This window comes from Nocardia sp. NPDC060255, assembly GCF_042727395.1.
GTDB lineage: Bacteria > Actinomycetota > Actinomycetes > Mycobacteriales > Mycobacteriaceae > Nocardia.
This window is the reverse complement of the sequence record NZ_JBHXAU010000008.1, coordinates 296,979-310,233: the sequence shown is the minus strand read 5'-3', so window position 1 is coordinate 310,233 and position 13,255 is coordinate 296,979. Positions and strand designations below refer to the sequence as shown.

The window sequence follows — 13,255 nt, the reverse complement described above, 5'->3', positions numbered from 1 at the left end:
GTCCGAAAACCTAGCAAAACAAAACGCCAGCAAAAAGATTTGCTGACTAAATGTCCGACCTCGTCAACCGGGGGGTATGAGAGGCCGGAACCAATAAATATATTGGCACTGACATTCATCGACACACTATTGAGTTCTCAAAGAACACACGCACACACTTCATCCCCGGCGCTAACCGGTTCGTCCGTGAGGCAACTGTTCCAGCCTAAACGGCATCTCGCGCAGAGTCAAGTCCGCATGATCACCTTAGGTTTCTAACTGATGGCCAGGCGCTCTCGTACTACCTCGTTTCCCGGTCCATCCGCTCAGCGTTTCCGCTGGGCTTCTCGGCTCCGGGTCGGTGTCCGTGTCGCTCTGACTCGAACTAAGTTACGCGGCGGATAACGCAGAGTCAAATCCATCGTTCTGGCCGGTGTTTCCCCAGATCAGAGCCCTGGCTTCGACCCGACCGGGGGCTTGAATCACACGGATGTGACTCAAGCCACCGCGATCTTCATGCACCTGCCCGCAGTACCCCGGCGAGGTTCTTCTTGCCGCGCCGCAAAACCAGCCAGCGGCCGTGCAGGTAGTCGCTGTCGGCGGGCGTCCATTCCAGATCCGAGACCCGCTCGTTGTTCACCGACGCCCCGCCTTCGTTCACCGCACGCCGGGCCGCACCGCGACTTTCGCTCAGCCCGGTGGCGACGAGCAGATCCACGATCGTGCTCGGCTCCCCCGCGGCCAGCTCGGCGACGGCGGCTTCCCGCAGCGCGGCACCCAACGTCGGCTCATCCAGTTCGCGCAGCTCGCCGCGACCGAACAACGCCTGACTCGCCAACTGCACCGCGCGGGTGTTCGCCTCGCCGTGCACCAGCGTCGTCATCTCGGCCGCCAGCCTGCGCTGTGCTTCCCGCGCGTGCGGCCGCTCGGCGGTGGCCTGCTCGAGTTCGTCCAGTTCTTCCCGCGAGAGGAAGGTGAACCACCGCAGGTTCCGGATCACGTCGGCGTCGGCCGTATTCACGAAGTACTGGTACCAGGCGTAGGGGCTGGTCATCTCCGGGTCGAGCCACAGGCTGCCGCCGCCGGTGGACTTGCCGAACTTCTTGCCGTCGGCCGAAGTCACCAGCGGAACAGTGAGCGCATGCACAGAAGCGCCGTCGACCCGCCGGTTCAACTCGACGCCCGCGATGATGTTGCCCCACTGATCGGAGCCGCCGACCTGCAACGTGCAGTCGTACTGCCGCCGCAGCTGCAAGTAGTCGTTGGCCTGCAGCAGCATGTAGCTGAACTCGGTGTAGGAGATGCCCTCGCCGTCGAGGCGCCGCTTGATGGTGTCGCGCGCCAGCATGACGTTCACCGAGAAGTGCTTGCCGATATCGCGCAGGAAGTCGACGGTGGACAGCTGTCCGGTCCAGTCCATGTTGTTCGCGATCACCGCGCCGGTGGTCGGGTCGTCCAGGTCGACGAACCGTTCCAGCTGCGAACGGATGCGTCCGGCCCACTCCTCGACGGTGTCGGTGGAGTTCATGGTGCGCTCGCCGACGTCGCGTGGATCGCCGATGAGCCCGGTGGCGCCGCCGGCCAGCACGATCGGCCGGTTGCCCGCGCGCTGGAACCGCTTCAGCGCGAGGAGCGGCACCAGGTGTCCGGCGTGCAGGCTGGGCCCGGTGGGATCGAAACCGGCATAGACGGTCAACCGTCCCGCGTCCAGGGCCGCGCGCAGCGCGTCCAGGTCGGTGGATTGCGCGATCAGTCCGCGCCAGGTCAATTCGTCGATGATGTCGCCGCTCACGGTGTCCCATCTTTCCGCACGGGTAGTTGGTGGCTGGAGTGCACCTCAGTGTGTCGGTGTTATCCGGCGCGGGTCGAGCGAATTGCCTGGTCTCGGCGAAGCCGCGGACGAGGATGTCCACGCCCATGGCCGCGCCGAGTTTGCGGGTCGACAGGGCGGTCGACGACCCCCGCGAGCTGTTCGCCCTCGCCCTCATCGAGCACGCCGAGGCCGTCGATATCCCGGCCTGGATGGAGCGCCGCACGCCGATCGAGGAACGCCGCCACGAACGCATCGAGCACCTGGTGGGCGAACCGACCTTGAACGCCGTGTACCAGGTGGTCGCGGAAGATGATCTCTCCCAGCCGATTACCGAGTGAGCCTGCCCCGCAACGCGGCGTGACGCTCGACGGACCGAAGTCCGCCGAGCGTCCGCGTTATCGAATTGTTCAGCGGGACAGCATTTCCCGCACCGCAACGATGCTGTCGCGCCGCTCGTAGGCGATCCAGGCGAAGAGGACGGCCAGCACCAGCGGGAAGGGCGCGAGTTGGGGCGCGTCCAGCAGGAAGGCCTGGGTGGCGGCGGCGAGCACCGTGGTGATCGACAGGCCTGCGGCGGCCAGGCCGCTCAGCCGCGGCACCAGCAGGCCGATGCCGCCGGAAACTTCGACGATGCCGGTGAAGTAGCGGAACCAGTCGCCCCAGCCGATGTCCTTGAAGGCCTGCACGGCGTCTTCCTGGCCGAACAGCTTCGGCAGGCCCGAGGCGATGATGAAGAAGAGGCCGAGCAGGATCTGCAGGGTCCACAGGACCACGTTCAGCTTCTTGCCGGGGCGGGCGTCGGAGGAGGCGGCGGGGGCAGGGATGGCGGTCATGATGTCGTTCCTTCAGGTCGGTCGCGCCGGGTGTTAGCGCGTTCACCTGATAGGACGTGGCCCCTCGAAAGAACTCATCGGCCGCCGCGAAAAAACTTTCAGGACACCTCGGCGCGCGGGGCCCGTGGGCTGCGCCGGTAGGTGGAGACCGCGGGCGAGGACGGCAACCAGAACCGCCACGGCAGGTCCGCCGCGGTGCTCACGCCGACGCGCGGACCGCTGGCGATCTGCTTCGCGGCGATGGCACGGCCGAGTTCCAGCCGAATCGTCTCGGACGGATCGAATAGCGCAATTCCGTAGTCGCTCAACGTGATTCCCAGCGCGCTGCCGAGATTGCCCGGCCCCCTTGCCAAGTCGGCGTCGGTCCGCGCCGTACGGCGGCGCGCGCGAGCCTCGTCCAGCCCGGCCACCACCTCACCGGATCTGATCAGCGCGGCGCTGGCGATCCCGTCGGGACCGCTCGTCACGTTGATGCAGGTGTGCATGCCGTAGCTGAGATACACGTACAGCACTCCGGCCGGGCCGAACATCACCATGTTGCGTTTGGTCCGCCCGCGCCCGGAATGCGACGCGGTATCCGGCCACGGCCCGGCCGGATCTCCCCCGTAGGCCTCGACCTCGACGATCCGCACGCCGACCGCGCCGGACCAGAGGGTGGCTCCCAGCAGTCGGCGGGCGGCGACGGGCGGTTCGACGGCTAGCTCATCGGCAGACACAGCCGCCATTGTCCAAGACAGCGACTACGGCAGCTGCACCAGCCACTGCGCGACGCCCTTGTGCCCGGAGCAGGTGCCGCTGCGGTGCTGACTCAGGCTGTAGGTGCCGTCCTTGCACAGCGCGGTCGCCCCCGACGGCGGGGTCGCGGCCTGTTGCGGACGCGGCACGCACCGGTTATCGACGTTCTCGTACTGACTCGCCGGGCATGCGGTGTGCAGCGCCGGGGTGGCCGCCGCAGGGGCCGAGACGAGTGCGGCGATACCGGCGACGGCCGCGAACAGCCCGAGCAGAGATTTCGTTTTCATTGCGAAAGTCCTTGCGACCGAATGATATTCGGCGAGACAAAGCATTTCTCGCCGGTCGCAACAACCTACCGCGCGCCGGAGGTGCCCCGGTATCAGTCGTACGACCTACAGATACGAGCTGTGCTGGCCGCTGCGCAAGGTGATCAGATCGTCGATGATGACGGCCGCGTAGCCCACCGCGACGAGCGCGGCCAGCTGCCCCCAGGACACCCACACCACCCCGATCGGCGTGGTGGCCGCGACCGCGGCGGCGGCGATCAGCCGACTCCACGCGCGCGGCAGCCCCAGCGAGAGGCGGAAGAAGAACTGACCGAGGAAATACACCGCGACACCGCCGGACAACGCGGCGGCGGTCGCGACGGAGGCCGGCTCGTTGCCGTGCGCGATGCTCATCGCAATGCCCGCCGCGGTCACGATGATTCCGATGAGCAGGACGTACAGCGAATATCCGTAGGCGAGCACCGCGGGCCGGGAACGTTCGCGTTCCGGCACCGCCGCGAGCGCGTGCTCGCCGCGCTCGTCATCGATGCCGAAGTACGCCCACCAGAGCACGTACGCGAGGCACAGGCCCAGTGCCACCGTCGCGATGAGCGGCACCGTGATCTTCTCCTCCGCCAGCCCTACGCCGATGGCGACGATCGACTCACCGATCGCGACGATGATCACCAGCCCGTGCCGCTCACAGAAATGACTGGCCCGGATCCGGAAGTCACCGGTATCGACCAGATACGGGCTCAGCACCTGCACCGCGAGCGCCGCACCCCAGAGGGCGTATTGCGGCCGGCCGTGCGCGAATCCGCCGGCCAGCACCAGCCCGGCGGCGAGGGTATTGAGCGGCGCGATCCGCTTGATCGCGAGGACAGCGGACTCGCCGCCGTTGCTGTAGAACAGCGCCGTGTGCACCGCGGTGATCACGAAGTAGCCGACACCGAAGGCAATGCCGGTGCCGTGGAAGGCATCCGGAATGGCCAGCGACACCACGAAGAAACCGAACATGCCGATCAGCAGCCAGGTGCGCCGGGCCGAGCTGCTCGGCGCCACCTCGTTGGTGAGGAAGACGAATCCGCTGTACATCCACCAGATCACGCCGAACAGCAGCGCTACCTGACCCAGCGCCTGCCAGCCGGGGTGGTGGCTGAAGACATGGGTGAGCTGGGTGATGGTGAAGACGAAGACGAGATCGAAGAAAAGTTCCAGCGTCGAAGCTCGTAGCTGGCCGCCGTCGCTGGACGACGCGGTGTTCAGGTTGTTCACGGCAGGAGCCTAAAACGCCAGGACACTCCGCGCTCGGTCATTTCTGGCCGGGCGCGTCGACTCATCCGAGAGTGTCGGGGCTCAGGTACAGACCTTTCAACTTTCCGGGATTCACTTGAAACCGCAGGTGCTGGATGCGACCGTCGACGATGTCGTAGGTGAACGCGCCACCCGGATTTCCGCCCATGCAGGCCAGCGTGCCGAGTTCGCCGTTGATGTAGGCGGATTCGAGTTCGAATCCCGCGGACACCGGTTTGGCGAACACGCCGAGCAGCCAGCGGGCCACGTGGTCCGAGCCGTGCAGCGGGCGACGGGCGGCCGTGACCACGCCGCCGCCGTCGTTCCACAGGGTGACGTCGGGGGCGAGCAGATCCATCAGCGCGTTGAGGTCGCCGCCGGAGCACGCGGCCATGAACTGTGCGGTGATGTGGTCGCGTTCGGCCTTGTCGGTGTCGAAGCGGGGGCGGCGGGCTTGCACGTGGGTGCGGGCGCGATGCGCGATCTGCCGGATGGTCGGTTCGGGGCGGTCCAGGGTGTCGGCGATCTCGGCGTGCGTGTAGCCGAAGACCTCGCGCAGCAGGAAAACAGCGCGTTCGACAGGGCTCAGGGTTTCCAGCACAACCAGCATCGCGGTGGAGACGGTGTCGGCCAATTCGGTCTCCTCGGCGATGTTCGGCGTGGTGAGCAGGGGTTCGGGCAGCCAAGGGCCGACGTAGTTTTCGCGGGTTGCCCGGGCGGAGGTGAGCCGATTCAGGGAGAGGTTGGTGACGGTGCGGACCAGGTAGGACTTCGGGTGCCGCACCGTCGCCTGATCGGTGTCGTGCCATTTGAGCCAGGTGTCCTGGAGGATGTCCTCCGCGTCAGTGACGGTGCCCAGCATCCGGTACGCGGTGGCGAACAGGAGTCGCCGGTGTTCGAGGAAGGGATCTTGCTGGGTTGTCACGTCGACCATCCGGTCATGCTCCCAAATCCGTTTTCGATGGAACACCGCAGGTGAGAGCGGGGCGGCCGGGCTTCAGTTTGATCGGGACGTGCATCCGACGGCTGAACCGGAAGACCGGGACCGGGCTGGCGCTGACCGACTCCTTGTAGGCGGCGGCCAGGCGACCGGTCAGGTAGCACCGGCCCGGTGTGTCGTCCGACTTGGTGAATTGGACGACACCGTCGCGGCGGCCGAGGCTGACCGGCTGGTGGAAGTAGCCGAAACGGAAGGGGCGCACCGTCTTTCCGCGCAGCCGCCGGGCAATGGTGTCGGCGGTGTACGCGGCGGTCGGCATGCCGCTCTGGCAGGTGCCGTGGATCTGGCCCCACGGCATGCGCACCGCGGCCGCGTCGCCGATCGCGTGGATGTTCGGGTGCGAGAGCGAGCGCAGGGTCTCGTCGACCACGATCAGCCCGCGGGCGTCGGTCTCGATGCCCGCCCGCGTGGCCAGCGGCGCGACGCGCACGCCGGCGGTCCAGAGGGTGATATCGGTGGGAACCAGTGTGCCGTCGGCCAATTCGACCGCGTCGGGCAAGACCTTGGTGACGGCCTGGCCGGTTGCGCGGGTGACGCCGAGGCGGTCCAGCGTGCGGTGCAGGTAGGCGCGGGCTTTGTCGCCCATCATCGCGCCGGGTTCGCCGGTGCTGATCAGCGTGACGCGCAAACCCGGGTGACCGTCGGCGATTTCGGCCGCGGCCTCGATGCCGGTCAGTCCGCCGCCGCAGACCGCGACCGTACCGCCGTGCGCCGCAAGGGCATTCAGCTGCCCGGCGAAAAGGTGCGCGGTGTGTGGGTCGTTGAGGGTCCAGGCGTGATCGGCGGCGCCGGGGACGAGGGCGGTGTCGGTGCTGCTGCCGAGGGCGTAGACAAGTTCGTCGTAGGGCAGGGGCACCGCGTCGTCGACTACTACCCGCTGGGCGGTTGGATCGATGGAAGTGGCCCAGCCCTGGACGAATTCGACGCCGGTGCCGGTCAGGATGTCGGTGATGCGGTGGTCGGCCAGTTCTTGGCCCGCGGCGATCTGGTGCATGCGCAGGCGTTCGGTGAATCGCGGCGACGGGTTGACCAGCGTGATCCGGACGTTCAGCGTGCGGGTACGCCGGGCCAGCCGCACGGCGGTCAGCAGGCCGGTGTACCCGGCGCCCAGGATGACGATCCGATGATCGGTATTCATGGCGTTGCTCCGATGGTCCGGTCACCGGGGTTGGTGACGACCATGGGACAAACAGCCCTGGGCTGACGTGACAGTGCGATGTTGTGATCCGGGTCACCTGGTTCGATCGCACGAAGCTGTCGCCCGACGCCCATGGGCGCGATTCCGGGCGGACACGCCGAGGTCAACCAGCCAACTCTTGCCTCTGCGGCATGCTCGCGCTAAATTCATCACACAGTGAATTCAACGCTCGATGAATTGAGGCGACCATGTCGCGAAACACCTCATCAACTGCTGTCGAGGTGCAGAACCTGACCGTGCGACGCGGCGGACGGGAGGTCCTGCACGACGTGTCGCTGACGATTCCGCGCGGCTCGATCACCGGATTGCTCGGCCCGTCCGGCTGCGGCAAGACGACGCTGATGCGCAGCATCGTCGGCACCCAGATCGTCGAGTCCGGAGCTATCTCGGCGCTCGGCCTGCCCGCCGGGTCGGCGGAGCTGCGGCGGCGGATCGGTTACGTCACGCAGGCGCCGAGCATCTACTCCGACATCAGCGTGCACGAGAACGTCGCGTACTTCGCCGCGCTCTACGGTCGCGAACGTGGCGCCGTCGACGACGCGATCAACGCGGTCGGCCTCGCCGAGCACGCATTCCAGCGCGGTGACCAGCTCTCCGGTGGGCAGAAGACCCGCGCCTCCCTGGCCTGCGCGCTGGTCGCCCAGCCGGAGCTGTTGATCCTCGACGAACCGACGGTCGGCCTGGATCCGGTACTGCGCGTGGACCTTTGGCAGCAGTTCCGCGAATTGGCGTCGAATGGCACCACATTGGTGGTGTCCAGCCACGTGATGGACGAGGCCGAGCACTGTGATCGGCTGCTGCTCATGCGCGATGGCCATCTGCTCGCCCAGCTGAGTCCCGACGAATTGCGCGCCGAAACCGGCGAGCAGAACCTCGAACGGGCCTTCCTCACCCTCATCACCACCGCGCATGCGGCATGATCACCCACGCGCACAACGAATCCCAGGCAGGAAACATGACCACCATCGTCGAGTCCGCACCGCGGCGGACTCCCACCCTCCGCCCCTACGTCGCGACGACCACGCGCATCCTGCGCCAACTGCGCAACGACCATCGCACCGTCGCGATGATCCTGGTGGTGCCCGCGCTGCTGATGACGTTGCTGTACTTCATCTATCGGGACACACCGACCAATCCGTTCAACCCGGTGTCGCTGTTCGACCGGGTCGGCATCAGCATGCTCGGCATCCTGCCGTTCATCGTGATGTTCCTCATCACGGCCATCGCCATGCAGCGCGAGCGGACCTCGGGCACGCTGGAGCGGCTGCTCACCACGCCGCTGGCGAAACTCGATCTGCTCGGCGGTTACGGCACGGCGTTCTCGCTGGCCGCGGCGGCGCAGGCGGTGGTGGCGTGCCTGGTGTCGTTCGGGCTGCTCGGACTCGACTCGGCGGGCAACCCCGGCTGGGTGGTGCTGATCGCGGTGGTCGACGCGGTCTGCGGTGTCGCCCTGGGCCTGCTGGCAAGTGCCTTCGCGCGCACCGAGTTCCAGGCGGTGCAGTTCATGCCGGTGGTGGTGGCGCCGCAGATCTTCCTGTGCGGCTTGCTCGTTCCGCGCGGGGAACTACCTGGCTGGCTGGAAGCGATCAGCAATGTGCTGCCGTTGAGCTACGCCGTCGATGCGCTGCAACAGGTTTCGACGCATCCGAACGCCACCGGGGCGATGTGGCGCGACCTCGCGGTGGTCGCCGGGTTCGCGGTGGTCGCCCTCTGCCTCGGTGCGGCGACATTGAGGCGGCGCACTCCGTGACGGCGAACGGATCCGATACCGGAGATCGCCCCCGCTCCGGGCGCAGGCCGGGACAATCCGGTGCGCGCGAGGCGATCCTGGCCGCGGCCCGAATAAGGTTCTCGGAGGTGGGTTTCGACAAGACGTCCATCCGGGCGGTGGCCTCGGACGCGGGTGTCGATCCCGCGCTGGTGCATCACTATTTCGGCACCAAGCAGCAACTGTTCGGCGCGGTCGTGCAACTGCCGGTGAATCCGGAAGTCACGCTCACCGTCGTCGACACCGCCCCGCTCGATCGGCTCGGTGAAACGATCCTGCGCGCGGTGCTCGGCGTCTGGGACTCCCCCGCCGGCCCCGGCATCGTCGCGATGGTCCGCAGCATCATCGGCGGCGGCGACAATCCGCTGGCGCGCGCGTTCATCCTGGAGGTCGTCATGGAACGAGTCCGCCTGCGCATCGCCACCCCCGAAGACGACGGCCGCCTACGCGTAGCCCTGATCGGCTCCCAAATGATCGGCCTGCTGATGGCCCGCAAGGTAATCGGCATCGAACCCATGGCATCGGCCGAGGCCGAACCCCTCATCACCGCAATAGCCCCCACCCTCCAGCGCTACCTGACCGGCGAGATCGGGGCCTGACGGCAGCCGCGCGCCTGGGGTGGGTCAGGCTTCTACTGGTTGCTCGATGAAGTCGGTGTGTTCGGCGTCGGTGACGTCGCGGGCCTCGTCGATGAGCAGCACGGGGATGCCGTTGTCGATGGGGTAGGCGCGGCGCAGGCGCGGGTTGTAGAGGACGGTGCCCTCGGTCGCGCGGACCAGCAGTAGCGGGCCCTTGTCCTGGGGGCAGGCCAACAGGCTCAGCAGCGTGGCGTCCAAGGTGTGCTCCGGCATGAGCAAAACCTACCCGACGCCGCCGTCCGCCTCGACCGGCGGTCGGCGCCGGAACGAGATGTGGCGGTGGCCGAAGTAGCTGGCGACGGCGACCAGCGCCATCACCACCACCGCGGCGGGCTTGTCCGGGAAATGCCAGACCGAGACGGCGAGCTCGAGCAGCGCCATATTCAACAGCAGCCCACCGGAATTCACCGCGACGAACCGCAGGAAGTCGCGCAGCAGATGCCCGCGCACCCGGAACACCAGCGTGCGATGCAACACGAACGCGATGACGATGCTGACGGCGTAAGACGCGGCCACCGCCACCGACGGCGGCACGTTGTCCCCGAGCACCGCCAGCCACACCACGGTCAGCCCGATCCCCAACGCGGTGTTGAACCCACCGACCGCCGCGAACGCAACCTCCTGCCGCTGCACGAGCCGCAGCAGCGGACCGGGCTTCGCCTGCTCGGCACTGAGGTCGCCCGATGAGTCGATCGCTTCCGCCGCAGGGCCAATCGGTTCTGACTTGGGGCTGAGCGCCACGCCGGACACCGACGAACCGACCTCGTCACTCATCAAATCATCCCGACTCGCAGCACGCGCATCCTCGTCGATCAACGAATGCGGCCCCCGCGACACCTTCGGCACCACCCCGTCAACGCCCGCAGACGCCGCCCGTCGCTCACCGTTGAATTCCATCAGACGCCCACCTCCAGTCGCGCCAGGCACTCTATCGCCCCACCCCTCCAGCCGATCGACGGGCGCACCGATCACTCACCCACCAAGCCGCAAATCCGCACCTTGTCTCGGGATCCGCACCGACTCCGGGCCCCTAGAGCCAGTGCCGATCCCGAGAAACAGTGCAGACCACACCTCCCCCAACCCCACCCGCCCTGCCCCCGGACCCGCACCCCGCTCAGGAGGTCCGCACTCCCCTGTCGGAGGCCGCACCCGCTGTGGGACACCCGGTCGGCCAGTACAGATGGCCAGTGCGAACTCGACGAACGAGCACACCCGCCCAGCCCGCGCCCCAAGCCGAAATTCGCACCCTCACTCGGGATTTGCACCCGGACTAGGGCCCTAGAGTCAGTGCAGATCCCGAGTGAGAGTGCGGATTTCGCGTCCGCCGTGGCGGGTTGCTCGGACCCGCGCCGACCATCAACCCGCAGCTGCATGCGATTCCAGGTGCCGGAGATCGGGAATGGTGCGGCGGCCTCGGTCAGTGTGCTTCGCGTCGACCAAGCCGGGTTGGGGTGTGGTGGTTTGGTGGGATCCGGCGAATCCAATCAGCGCTTCGCGTCGGCCAGGTCGGGCCGAGGGGCCGTGGGTTCGTCGTGGTCGGTGGGGGCCGGGGAATCCAGGTCGTCGTCGCGGCGGCGGCTTCGCAGGAAGGCCCATTGCAGGATGCCGACGCCGAGGAGGCCGAGCAGGACCGACGCGCCGCCGATTTTCCAGCCGGGTGGGCGCCAGCTCAGTTCCAGGTCGCCGTTTTTGGTGCCTGCGGGGATGTCTACTGCGACAAAGGTTTTCGCGACGACTTTGATCGGGAGGTCGTTGCCGTCGAGGGTAGCTCGGTAGCCGGGCCAGCCGAGGCGGGCGAAGACGACCTGGCCGCCGTTGTCGGAGTTCACCCGGACGCGGCTGGTCAGGTCGGATTCGGTGACGGAGGTCGCGGTGACGGCGGTGGTGGTGGCGACGCGGCCGTTGCGGGTGGAGATCAATCCGCCGACTCGTTCCAGCACGGAGATCTGCTGTTCGTGGCCGGGATAGTCGACCCATTTCCAGCCGTCGGGTGCGGGTTGGGTGCGGGCGTCGGGGTACATCGAGCGCTGCAGTACCACTCGGTCGACCTTCATCAGGTCGACGATGGTGCGTCCGGTGGTCGGTTCGACCTCGAACGCCCGCCGGAACGCGTCGGGGCACACGCTGGTGTCCCAGCGCATGCAGAGCATTTCGCCGAACCAGAAGTGCCCGTTCGGGGTGTATCCGCTGACGTAGGTCTGCTCGAGATCCTTGGCGTAGTTGCCGAACACGAGCGACCCGTAGGCGCCCTTCAGGTTCTTCTCGGCGGGCGGGATCGGCCCGCGGTCGGCGAGTTGCAGTGTGGTGCCGGTGAAGTCGGGGAACGCGGCCTTCATCTCCGACCGCTTCGCCGGCAGGTTCCAGCTCATCGGCGTCGGCTGCGCGCCACGCACCTGCACATAGGCGATGGGGAACACGGCGACCAGCGTCAGCACGCAGGCCGCGACCATCCCCCTGGTCCGCCCGAGCCACACCACCGCGGCACCGAGCGCCGCCACCGAAAGTGCCGCCAGCACATGCCAACCCAGCTGATGCGGCGCCGCCGAGAACGAGCGCACGAACAGCAGCCCGATCAGCACGCCGGCCGCGATCCCGCGGCGCCGCCACCCGTCGAAGGTGGCGAAGCGGCCGAGCAGCACGCACACCAGCACCAGCAGCCCGAGCGCCACCATCGGCAGCACTCGAGCGGGCCAGCGCAACGGTCCGATGGTGCCCGGCCCGGCGGTCCACATCAGCCCCATGATCGCGACGAGCGCGATCGCGGTGAATTCGCGCCAGTTCTCCCGCGCCTTACCCCAATCGATGAACGCCAGCGCCGGAATCAGGAACCAGGCGATGTAGACCACCGGCATCGGCTGCACATAGCCCCACCAGGAGCTGTACGCGGGCAACGTGCTCGGCAGACTCGCGTTGAGCGATTCCGACCAGGGCACGGTGAGGAACTGGTCGTTGTTGATCTGCGCGGTGCCGCGCCAGGTCACCTTCGCCGACAGGATGCTCGGCAGATAGGTGGCCAGCCCGGCCAGCGCCGCGCACGCCGACACCGCGAGCAACCGCAACGACGGCACCCACTTGCGTTGGTAGACAACCTCACCGACGGCCACCGCGCCGATCATCAAACCGGCTTCGACCGCCGGAAAGATGTACTGCACCGAGATCGCTAGATACAGGAAGATAAAGGTCGGGATCGGCCCGCTACGCCCGCGCGCATACCGAACGCCAGATGCCCACGCGTGCACCAACCATGCGGTGCCGACAAAGGCGGTGTACCAACTGGCCTCGTCGAAGAACAACAGCCAGCCGGTGAACGGAATCGCGATACCGCCAACTGAAGCCCACGGCGCGCTGGCCCCGTACTCCAGGCACACCCGGTACACGCCGAGCCCAAGGACGATCGCGAAGATCAGCTTGACGAGGGTGGCGTAGAGCGCGACGTTGTCCACCGAGGGCGCGATCAGATCGATCAGCAGCTGCGGCGGATTCAGCAGCCCCGCCTCTTCGATGGTGTAGTTACCGGCCATCCAGTGTTCGGGGATCATCGCCGGGAACTGCCCGTCCCGCAGGCGATTCCCGAGCATCACCCACAGCGGGGCGTACTGCGACTCGGTGTCGTCGGTATAGAAATGCCGGATGTTGGCCAGCAGAACGGCACCGTAGCCGGCCACCACACCGAGCGCGGTTATGAGGCCCCATTTGTACACGTCCCGCCGGGCGAGGGCGCTGCTTTCCACC

Annotated in this window: 14 protein-coding genes; 4 read left to right on the top strand and 10 right to left on the bottom strand. The window is 67.2% G+C overall.

From position 1 onward, the window contains the following. Positions 1–493 precede the first annotated feature (493 nt). Positions 494–1,771, bottom strand: a complete 1,278-nt coding sequence (gene tyrS / locus ACFWF1_RS18140; protein ID WP_379288792.1) for a tyrosine--tRNA ligase — start codon at positions 1,769–1,771, stop codon at positions 494–496. A 125-nt stretch (positions 1,772–1,896) separates the two neighbouring features. On the opposite strand from tyrS, the gene ACFWF1_RS18135 reads away from it, so the two are divergent. After that, positions 1,897–2,130, top strand: coding sequence for a hypothetical protein (locus tag ACFWF1_RS18135; protein WP_379288794.1), 234 nt, complete (start codon positions 1,897–1,899; stop codon positions 2,128–2,130). A 69-nt stretch (positions 2,131–2,199) separates the two neighbouring features. On the opposite strand, the gene ACFWF1_RS18130 is transcribed toward ACFWF1_RS18135, so the two are convergent. The 6 genes from ACFWF1_RS18130 to ACFWF1_RS18105 all read right to left on the bottom strand — a co-directional run bounded on the left by ACFWF1_RS18130 (position 2,200) and on the right by ACFWF1_RS18105 (position 7,057). Then, on the bottom strand, positions 2,200–2,625 hold the full coding sequence (locus ACFWF1_RS18130; RefSeq protein WP_379288796.1) for a DoxX family protein: 426 nt from the start codon (positions 2,623–2,625) through the stop codon (positions 2,200–2,202). A gap of 98 nt (positions 2,626–2,723) precedes the next feature. Then, a complete protein-coding gene (locus tag ACFWF1_RS18125; RefSeq protein ID WP_379288797.1) occupies positions 2,724–3,341 on the bottom strand; it encodes a DNA-3-methyladenine glycosylase in 618 nt (205 codons plus the stop codon). A 24-nt stretch (positions 3,342–3,365) separates the two neighbouring features. After that, positions 3,366–3,647 (bottom strand): DUF3761 domain-containing protein, encoded by a 282-nt coding sequence (locus tag ACFWF1_RS18120; RefSeq protein WP_379288799.1) that lies wholly within the window; start codon positions 3,645–3,647, stop codon positions 3,366–3,368. A gap of 105 nt (positions 3,648–3,752) precedes the next feature. Further along, complete coding sequence (locus ACFWF1_RS18115; RefSeq protein ID WP_379288801.1) at positions 3,753–4,901, bottom strand: low temperature requirement protein A; 1,149 nt, start codon at positions 4,899–4,901, stop codon at positions 3,753–3,755. A gap of 61 nt (positions 4,902–4,962) precedes the next feature. After that, positions 4,963–5,853, bottom strand: a complete 891-nt coding sequence (locus ACFWF1_RS18110; RefSeq protein ID WP_379288803.1) for an RNA polymerase sigma-70 factor — start codon at positions 5,851–5,853, stop codon at positions 4,963–4,965. 4 nt (positions 5,854–5,857) lie between these two features. Then, the gene (locus ACFWF1_RS18105) at positions 5,858–7,057 is read right to left on the bottom strand and encodes an NAD(P)/FAD-dependent oxidoreductase (RefSeq protein ID WP_379288805.1); all 1,200 of its coding nucleotides are present in this window, start codon (positions 7,055–7,057) and stop codon (positions 5,858–5,860) included. 248 nt (positions 7,058–7,305) lie between these two features. On the opposite strand from ACFWF1_RS18105, the gene ACFWF1_RS18100 reads away from it, so the two are divergent. The 3 genes from ACFWF1_RS18100 to ACFWF1_RS18090 are packed head-to-tail and all read left to right on the top strand — an operon-like array spanning position 7,306 to position 9,484. Then, positions 7,306–8,037, top strand: coding sequence for an ABC transporter ATP-binding protein (locus ACFWF1_RS18100; RefSeq protein WP_379288807.1), 732 nt, complete (start codon positions 7,306–7,308; stop codon positions 8,035–8,037). A 35-nt stretch (positions 8,038–8,072) separates the two neighbouring features. Continuing rightward, positions 8,073–8,867 carry an ABC transporter permease gene (locus ACFWF1_RS18095; RefSeq protein WP_379288809.1) on the top strand — a complete coding sequence of 265 codons (795 nt, stop codon included), beginning with the start codon at positions 8,073–8,075 and terminating at the stop codon, positions 8,865–8,867. Continuing rightward, positions 8,864–9,484: a TetR family transcriptional regulator gene (locus ACFWF1_RS18090; RefSeq protein WP_379288811.1), complete on the top strand. Its 621-nt coding sequence runs from the start codon at positions 8,864–8,866 to the stop codon at positions 9,482–9,484. Before ACFWF1_RS18095 ends, ACFWF1_RS18090 begins: the two co-directional genes overlap by 4 nt. A 24-nt stretch (positions 9,485–9,508) precedes the next feature. On the opposite strand, the gene ACFWF1_RS18085 is transcribed toward ACFWF1_RS18090, so the two are convergent. The 3 genes from ACFWF1_RS18085 to ACFWF1_RS18075 form a co-directional block, all read right to left on the bottom strand. Then, on the bottom strand, positions 9,509–9,736 hold the full coding sequence (locus tag ACFWF1_RS18085) for a Trm112 family protein (protein WP_379288813.1): 228 nt from the start codon (positions 9,734–9,736) through the stop codon (positions 9,509–9,511). A 9-nt stretch (positions 9,737–9,745) separates the two neighbouring features. Continuing rightward, positions 9,746–10,297 (bottom strand): GtrA family protein, encoded by a 552-nt coding sequence (locus ACFWF1_RS18080; protein WP_379288815.1) that lies wholly within the window; start codon positions 10,295–10,297, stop codon positions 9,746–9,748. 710 nt (positions 10,298–11,007) lie between these two features. Next, the gene (locus ACFWF1_RS18075) at positions 11,008–13,254 is read right to left on the bottom strand and encodes a hypothetical protein (protein ID WP_379288817.1); all 2,247 of its coding nucleotides are present in this window, start codon (positions 13,252–13,254) and stop codon (positions 11,008–11,010) included. Position 13,255 lies beyond the last annotated feature (1 nt).

What these genes read in the sequence shown, in the direction of transcription:
- ACFWF1_RS18135 (WP_379288794.1), top strand. Translation starts at nt 1,897, where the DNA reads ATGGCCGCGCCGAGTTTGCGGGTCGACAGGGCGGTCGACGACCCCCGC.
- ACFWF1_RS18130 (WP_379288796.1), bottom strand. Translation starts at nt 2,625, where the DNA reads ATGACCGCCATCCCTGCCCCCGCCGCCTCCTCCGACGCCCGCCCCGGC.
- ACFWF1_RS18120 (WP_379288799.1), bottom strand. Translation starts at nt 3,647, where the DNA reads ATGAAAACGAAATCTCTGCTCGGGCTGTTCGCGGCCGTCGCCGGTATC.
- ACFWF1_RS18110 (WP_379288803.1), bottom strand. Translation starts at nt 5,853, where the DNA reads ATGGTCGACGTGACAACCCAGCAAGATCCCTTCCTCGAACACCGGCGA.
- ACFWF1_RS18105 (WP_379288805.1), bottom strand. Translation starts at nt 7,057, where the DNA reads ATGAATACCGATCATCGGATCGTCATCCTGGGCGCCGGGTACACCGGC.
- ACFWF1_RS18100 (WP_379288807.1), top strand. Translation starts at nt 7,306, where the DNA reads ATGTCGCGAAACACCTCATCAACTGCTGTCGAGGTGCAGAACCTGACC.
- ACFWF1_RS18095 (WP_379288809.1), top strand. Translation starts at nt 8,073, where the DNA reads ATGACCACCATCGTCGAGTCCGCACCGCGGCGGACTCCCACCCTCCGC.
- ACFWF1_RS18085 (WP_379288813.1), bottom strand. Translation starts at nt 9,736, where the DNA reads ATGCCGGAGCACACCTTGGACGCCACGCTGCTGAGCCTGTTGGCCTGC.
- ACFWF1_RS18080 (WP_379288815.1), bottom strand. Translation starts at nt 10,297, where the DNA reads ATGAGTGACGAGGTCGGTTCGTCGGTGTCCGGCGTGGCGCTCAGCCCC.